This is a genomic window from Actinophytocola sp., assembly GCF_035712165.1.
GTDB lineage: Bacteria > Actinomycetota > Actinomycetes > Mycobacteriales > Pseudonocardiaceae > DASYTH01.
Genome location: NZ_DASTBH010000131.1, coordinates 1 through 2,260, shown reverse-complemented (window position 1 = coordinate 2,260; position 2,260 = coordinate 1). Strand labels below are relative to the sequence as shown.

The following is a 2,260-nucleotide window of genomic DNA, read 5'->3' as shown; positions in this document are numbered from 1 at the left end:
CCGGCCGATCATCCCGGCAACCGACTTTCGCCTTCCGTAATGCGGTGAAAGCGTGGTTACACTTCGGGCCGTGAACGGCTCGCAGGCCGAGGCCCGATCGGGCGGCCGGGGAAGGCCCACCGTCGCCACCATCGCGCGCCTCGCCGGCGTGTCCGCGCCGACCGTGTCGCGGGTGCTCAACGGACAGACGGGAGTGGCGCTGTCGACGCGTCGCCGGGTGGAGGCGCTGCTGCGCGAGCACGGGTACCGGCGGCCGGACGGTGCGGACCCGGTGGCCCTGCTCGAGCTGGTGTTCCACGCGTTGGACAGCCTGTGGGCGCTGGAGCTGATCCAGGGCGTCGAGCAGGTGGCCCGCGAGCAGGACCTGGCGGTGGTGCTCACCGAGATGCAGGGCCGGCTCACGCCGGGCAAGGCGTGGACGGAGCAGGTGCTCTCCCGGCGCCCGACGGGCGTCATCGCCGTACTGTCCGACCTGACCGTGCAGCAGCAGTCCCAGCTGGCGACCCGCTCCATCCCGCTGGTGGTACTGGACCCGACCGGCGAGCCGCTGCACGACACGCCGTCGGTCGTCGCGACCAACTACACCGGCGCGATGGTGGCCACCCGGCACCTCCTGGAGCTGGGCCACCGGCGCATCGGCATGCTGTGCGGCAACCTCACCTGGCCGTTCAGCCGCGCCCGGCTGGACGGCTTCAGCGCGGCGATGGACGCGGCCGGCGTCCCGGTGGACCGCGAGCTGATCCGGATCGGCCCGCTGTACGTCGACGGCGGCCTGCGCGACGGCACGGCGCTGCTCACCCTGCCGGAGCCGCCGACGGCGATCGTCACCACCAACGACCTGCAGGCCCACGGCGTGTACGAGGCGGCCCGCCAGCTCGGCATGCGGATCCCGGACGACCTCAGCGTGGTCGGCTTCGACGACCTGCCGTTCAGCCGGTGGGCGGGGCCGCCGATGACCACGGTGCGGCAGCCCCTCCAGCTCATGGGCGCCATGGCGGCCCGGATGGTGGTCGCGCTGGCGAACGCCGAGCCCCTGGAGCAGACCCGGGTGGAGCTGTCCACCGAACTGGTCGTCCGGCAGAGCACCGCGCCGCCCCGCCGCGCCTGACGCCGCCGGCCGCCCGGCCGGATTTCGGTCAATCGGCGCCGGCCGCGCCCCCCGCTTGCCCGCGGAAAATTTTCGGTCTACCCTCCGGAATGTTTCAGGACATCGTGGTCCGTCGATGCCCGTACCCCACCCTCACCCACCCGGGGGTAGTGAATGAGAGTCCGTACGACCGCACTCGGCGCGGTGTTCGCGCTGGTGCTCGCCTCGCTCGCCACGTTGTTGGGGCCGGGACCGGCGGCCGCCGCCTCACTGGTCGAGGTCACCGGGTTCGGCACGAACCCGTCCAACCTACGCATGCACATCTATGTGCCCGACCGGCTCGCCACCCGCCCGGGCATCGTGGTGGCGTCGCACTACTGCACCGGCACCGGTGAGGCGTTCTACAACGGCGCCGGCCGCGAGTTCGCCCAGCAGGCCGACACCTACGGCTTCATCGTCATCTACCCGACGGCGACCCGGTCCGGCAGTTGCTTCGACGTCTCCTCGCCGCAGACGTTGCGCCACAACGGCGGCAGCGACTCGCTGGGCATCGTCTCGATGGTCAACTGGACGCTCCAGCGGTACGGCGGCGACCCCGCTCGGGTGTTCGCCACCGGCGCGTCCTCCGGCGCCATGATGACCAACGTCCTGCTCGGGGCGTACCCGGACGTCTTCGCCGGCGGTGCCGCCTTCGCGGGCGTGCCGTTCGCGTGCTTCGCCACCACCGACGGTTCGATGTGGAACAGCCAGTGCGCCAACGGCCAGCGGATCATGACCGCGCAGCAGTGGGGCGACCTGGTCCGCAACGCGTTCCCCGGTTACACCGGCCGCCGTCCGCGGATGCAGACCTGGCACGGCACGAACGACGACACGCTGCGCTACCCGAACTTCCAGGAACAGATCAAGCAGTGGACGAACGTCCACGGCCTGAGCCAGACCCCGAGCATGACGGACAGCCCGCAGCCGTCGTGGACCCGCACGCGGTACGGCGGCACCGGCACCATGTCGCCGGTAGAGGCGATCAGCATCCAGGGCGGCTCGCACAACGCGCTGGTCAACGGCATGGGCGCGCGCGCCATCCAGTTCTTCGGCCTCAACAGCACCACGCCGCCGCCTCCTCCGCCGCCGAACCCGCCGCCGCCGCCTCCTCCGCCGCCGAACCCGCCTCCGCCC

General features: G+C 71.9%; 2 protein-coding genes. Both read left to right on the top strand.

All coding sequences use genetic code 11. The features are described 5' to 3' along the window. Positions 1–70 precede the first annotated feature (70 nt). Positions 71–1,108: a LacI family DNA-binding transcriptional regulator gene (locus VFO68_RS07210; RefSeq protein ID WP_325157386.1), complete on the top strand. Its 1,038-nt coding sequence runs from the start codon at positions 71–73 to the stop codon at positions 1,106–1,108. Positions 1,109–1,261: 153 nt separating this feature from the next. Continuing rightward, on the top strand, positions 1,262–2,260 hold a 999-nt coding region (locus tag VFO68_RS07205; RefSeq protein ID WP_325157385.1), incomplete at its 3' end, for a PHB depolymerase family esterase.